The sequence below is a fragment of the Acinetobacter sp. SWAC5 genome, assembly GCF_003419885.1.
GTDB lineage: Bacteria > Pseudomonadota > Gammaproteobacteria > Pseudomonadales > Moraxellaceae > Acinetobacter > Acinetobacter cumulans.
The window spans coordinates 1-4,985 of the sequence record NZ_QUWR01000052.1 but is presented as its reverse complement, the minus strand read 5'-3'; the positions used below and the strand labels follow the sequence as shown (position 1 = coordinate 4,985).

Here is a 4,985-nt window from a genome sequence, read left to right as displayed (position 1 = left end):
TGTACACAGCGCATTGGGTTATGTATCGCCTTTTGAGTTTGAAGCAATGTACTATGATAAGATTAACCCGTTAGGTCACGTGGCCTAACTTAAATAAAAATGTCTCCGACAAACCCGGTACGGTTCATTTATCTGCGCATTTTGTCCTTCTATGATCCAGGGAGTAATAATGTAGTCGATAATTCGATTGGTAATTTAACCTTGTTGGATAGCACAACAAACCGTAGCTATAAAAATGCAGTATTCCCAATTAAACGCTCAAAAATCATTGCATTGGATAAAGAAGCGACTTTTATTCCACTATGTACGAAAAACGTATTTTTGAAATATTACAGTAAACAAGTCGATAAGATGCTGTATTGGGAGGTAAAAGATAGTCAAGACCATCAGCAGGCAATGGTAGACAGTCTTTATGGCATTTTTTGCGGAGAGGGGGTGCATATATGAGTGGCAAAAGTTTAACTTTTTATAGCCTCTTTAACCAAGTTGATTCTGTCGAAATTCCGATTTTGCAACGAGACTATGCGCAAGGTCGATCAGAAGAAGAAGAGGTAAGGTCACTTTTTTTACGCTCTTTATTCAATGCACTAAACCACCAGGATAGTTCTGCACAGCAACCGCTAGATCTAGATTTTGTTTATGGTAATTACGAAGACAGTGAGAGTAAAGTTTTTTCTGTATTAGATGGCCAGCAACGTTTAACCACTTTATTCTTATTGCATTGGTACTTAGCCGTAGTAAATGGTCGCCTTGAAGACTTTAGATCACAGTTCGTTACTGAAGATGGGCGATCACGCTTCACCTATAAAACAAGACCTAGTACTACAGAGTTTTTTAATGCCTTAGTGGTCAGTGATTTTGTGAAAGTTGATAATAAAAATTCTATTAGTAAACAAATAATTGATTGTCAATGGTTTTATTTGTCTTGGACACAAGATCCAACAGTTCAGGCTTGCCTTTGTATGCTGGATGCTATGCAGACCATATTCGCTGATCGAGAAAATGGCTTGTTTGATAAACTATTAGTAATAGATAAACCATTTATCACTTTCCAATTTTTGGATTTATATTCTTTTGGTTTATCTGATGAGCTATATATTAAAATGAATGCTCGCGGCAAACCACTTACTATATTTGAAAACTTTAAAGCAAAACTTGAACAATTCATTGAAAACTATGCTGGACCTTGGCCTGCCTATCGCCTCTCATTCCGTGAAGGAATAGTGAATGGCTATGACTATTTTATTCATAAGATAGATACTGATTGGGCTGATTTATTTTGGCCTTATAGAAATGTATGCTCAGATGACAATACATTTGATGACGAATTTATGAACTTCTTTCGTCTGATTATCATGTATGAATGCTTATTAAATAATAGATCATCAACTGATTTCTTAACTCTCGTAACAGATGCTCTTTTGGGTGATCAGGGACGTTTAAAAGAACCAAGCCTATCAAAGTATGAAGAATTAAATTGTTTTAGTCAGAATTTGATTATCCGCTTTATACAATTTATCGATCTGATTTGTGATAAGGGTTTAGTGAATAATAAAATCCCACTTTATATGGCAGAAACCTATTATTACGCGGAAGAAGAAACTTTTAAACGAATTATCAGCAATAGTGCAAGTTACGATGATAAATTACGTTTTTTTGCTTTTTATTCTTATTTGGCAAAGAGTAAAGACATGGGGGAATTAAAGAATTGGATTCGTGTGATCTATAACTTAGTAGAAAATACGATTACAGATTCTCCGAGTAAGTTTTATCAAGCACTGTTTGTCATTGAAGAATTAAGTAAGATTAATGTACCAATTTTGGGTGCCCTAAAGGCAGATTGTAAAGTATCGGCTTTTTTACAAGCTCAAGTATTGGAAGAAAAAATTAAAGCACATTTAATCTTGAAGTCTGATGATTGGCGTGAAGCGATTATAAAGGCGGAGAAACATCATTTTTTTAATGGACAAATTGGTTGTATTTTAAATTTTTCAGGTATCTTAGATTTTTATAGAAAATACAAGCATTGTGATTGGGAGGATACTTTTAACAAACAGTGCTTTGATAAATTTATCAAATATTTTCAGTCGCTTAGTAATGTATTCAATACGATTGAAAAAAGTTCTTCAATAATTGGATATGCATGGGAAAGAGCGGTATTGAGTAAAGGTATTTATTGTACATCAACCACTTGGGATAGGTTAAATCTACTCAGTAGCAGAAGTACTAAAAATAACATTCCGCGAGACCATAGCTGGCGCAGGGTATTGCGTATAGGTGATGAAACCAGTGAGAAGAAGCAAACTTATGTTAAGGCAGTATTAGATGATCCGTTGTTTAATACCAATAGTTTAGCTATTTCTTTGCAAGCAATTTGCGACGAAGCATTACGAAATACCGAATTGGATGACTGGCGATATAAACTAATAAAACATAAAGAACTCTTTGATTGCTGTGAACAAGGATTTATTTCACATAATGCTTTTGAAACTATATTGCTTGGTCAGTCTCAACGTAATCATTATCATTTTGAATTTTTCACTAAAGCTTTAGAACTTGAGCTTAACGTAAGCAAAGAACAACTTATTCCTTTTACATTGATAAACTATGAGGCTGTTAAGTCCCGAGACGAAGATGCTGGTATCGTCATAAAAGGTTTAGTCATTGATAAAAAAAACTATCTCATGGAGATTAAAAAACCTGCAATCAACTTTACTCTATGTTTTAAAGATGGTGGTCAAGGAGAATACACCGATAAATTGAAACATATACTTGAAAAGTATGGTTTTAATTGGAATGAAGATTGTCATTTTTTTCATAATGAGCAGGTGAATATTCAACAAGTAAAAAATAAGCTATTTAGTTTATGCGAGGCTTTAAGAGGTCTGTAAGATGAGTGCAGTTCGTTAGGCAACATGGTCTTATAGTATTGTCTAATTAAGGTCAGCAGTTAAGAGATAGTTTCTTTGTCACTAATTCTCATACAATTAGTGACATTATTAATATTAATTGGGGTTTTTCACCATTTTATTTAAATTTAAATATGCTTCTGGCTAAGATTTTTCATAAAGGTTAATAGTAAAATAAAAAAATTAATTTCTTAAAAATATTATTCAATTATGTTAAAATTTATATATGTATATGAAATACATTATATTTTATGTCTTTAATTCGCAATCTTCATGAAGATACTATTATTAATCTCCCAAAAGGTGATTTACACGTCCATTTAAATGGGGCCATACCTACACATTTAGTGAGAGAATTATTAAAAAAATATCCTGATCAAATTCCACCACATTTTGATCTCGATGAAAATTTAAATATTTTAGAACCTCAAAAAAACTTATTAGAATATTTAAAACCATGGCAAGTATTAAATTTAATTCCTAAATCAAATAATGATTTAAATCAAATTGCCCAGCAAACATTTTTTTAGTTTTAAATTAGCGAATATTAACTTTGTCGAAATAAGAAATACAATTTTTTATATAGCAAATTTAAACTCAATTTCAATAGAAGAAGCTATAGTTTGGATGGGCTTTGTTGCACAAACCTATCTGTAAAGGCTTTTTCAGCGATATAATTTTCAAATGAAGAAGCCTACACACAAAATCTACCGCACAACCAATTGGCCCGCATATAACCGAGCACTCATGAGTCGCGGAAATATTGTCATTTGGTTTGATCCTGCTACGCAATGGTATGCTCCATCAAAAGGCAAACAAGGGCGAAATCAAACCTACTCCGACGCAGCTATCCAATGCTGCTTAATGATTAAATCCTTATTCCGTCTATCTTTACGTATGGTCACTGGCTTTGTGCAAAGTCTGATTGAACTTTGCGGATTAAATTGGACCGCACCAGATTACAGTACGCTTTGTAGAAGACAAAAGCATATTGATATTGCAATCAGCTACCAAAAAAGTAGCGATGGGCTGCATCTACTCGTAGACTCTACAGGCATGAAGTTTCTAGGTGAGGGCGAATGGAAACGCAAGAAACATGGAGCTGAATATCGTCGCCAATGGCGTAAACTACATATTGGTATAGATGCCAAAACCCTACAAATACGCGCTATTCAGCTCACAACCAATAATGTCAGTGATTCACAGGTGCTTGGTGATTTACTTAATCAGATTCCACAAGATGAGCAGATTGACTCTGTTTATACCGATGGAGCTTATCACACCAAGCAATGCCGTCAGGTCATTGCAGATCGGCAAGCACATGCGGTGATTCCACCTAGAAAAAATGCGAAACCATGGAAAGATACAGAGATCAGCTCGCTAGAGCGAAATGAATTACTTCGAACAGTTAAACGTTTAGGCAGGACATTATGGAAAAAATGGTCAGGCTATCATCGCCGCAGTTTGGTGGAAACCAAGATGCATTGCATCAAATTATTAGGCGATAAATTAATGGCAAGAAGCTTTCCTAGTCAGGTGAATGAAATTCATGCACGTGTAGCAGTACTCAACAGATTTACGGAATTAGGTCGACCACTTACCCAAGTTACGCCTTAAATTTGGCTCAATTAGGGGCGCTTTGCATTTCAAATCTTTGTGCAACAAAGCCATTTGGAAGACAAAAATGACTCACAGAACAAAGTTGAATATTTCTGATGCCAAAACTCATACCAAAACTTTAGTGCCAGCATATCTGATTGTTGTGTGGCAAAACTTTGAAATCTCAGGACAGTCGTAGAATAGAGTAAAGGATAGAGACAAGGTACTGTAGCTGAAGTATCAAACTATAGAACTATGTGATTTTGATTAGAATACTTTTTTGAAAGTTTAATTGTTTTTACGACAAACATTCTAAGTACCAAGAACTTTATGAAGTAAATAGAATATAAACTGAACCGTACCGGGTTTGTCGGAGACATTTTTATTTAAGTTAGGCCACGTGACCTAACGGGTTAATCTTATCATAGTACATTGCTTCAAACTCAAAAGGCGATACATAACCCAATGCGCTGTGTA

The 4,985-nt window shown here is 34.5% G+C and carries 4 protein-coding genes; all 4 read left to right on the top strand.

Annotated elements, in window-relative coordinates:
- The first annotated feature begins 99 nt into the window (after window positions 1-99).
- The 4 genes from DYI81_RS17575 (at window position 100) to DYI81_RS17560 (ending at window position 4,526) form a co-directional block, all read left to right on the top strand.
- Window positions 100-447, top strand: a complete 348-nt coding sequence (locus DYI81_RS17575) for a DUF1524 domain-containing protein (RefSeq protein WP_205669755.1) — start codon at window positions 100-102, stop codon at window positions 445-447.
- Entirely contained in the window at window positions 444-2,891 is a 2,448-nt protein-coding gene (locus tag DYI81_RS17570; protein ID WP_117008186.1) for a DUF262 domain-containing protein, read from the top strand. Before DYI81_RS17575 ends, DYI81_RS17570 begins: the two co-directional genes overlap by 4 nt.
- Window positions 2,892-3,160: 269 nt before the next feature.
- Window positions 3,161-3,439 (top strand): hypothetical protein, encoded by a 279-nt coding sequence (locus tag DYI81_RS17565; protein ID WP_117008185.1) that lies wholly within the window; start codon window positions 3,161-3,163, stop codon window positions 3,437-3,439.
- A gap of 154 nt (window positions 3,440-3,593) precedes the next feature.
- A complete protein-coding gene (locus tag DYI81_RS17560) occupies window positions 3,594-4,526 on the top strand; it encodes an IS5-like element IS17 family transposase (protein WP_117008184.1) in 933 nt (310 codons plus the stop codon).
- The last annotated feature ends 459 nt before the right edge of the window (window positions 4,527-4,985 follow it).

Coding starts and splice junctions, on each gene's coding strand:
- DYI81_RS17575 (WP_205669755.1), top strand. CDS start 100: ATGTCTCCGACAAACCCGGTACGGTTCATTTATCTGCGCATTTTGTCC.
- DYI81_RS17570 (WP_117008186.1), top strand. CDS start 444: ATGAGTGGCAAAAGTTTAACTTTTTATAGCCTCTTTAACCAAGTTGAT.
- DYI81_RS17565 (WP_117008185.1), top strand. CDS start 3,161: ATGTCTTTAATTCGCAATCTTCATGAAGATACTATTATTAATCTCCCA.
- DYI81_RS17560 (WP_117008184.1), top strand. CDS start 3,594: ATGAAGAAGCCTACACACAAAATCTACCGCACAACCAATTGGCCCGCA.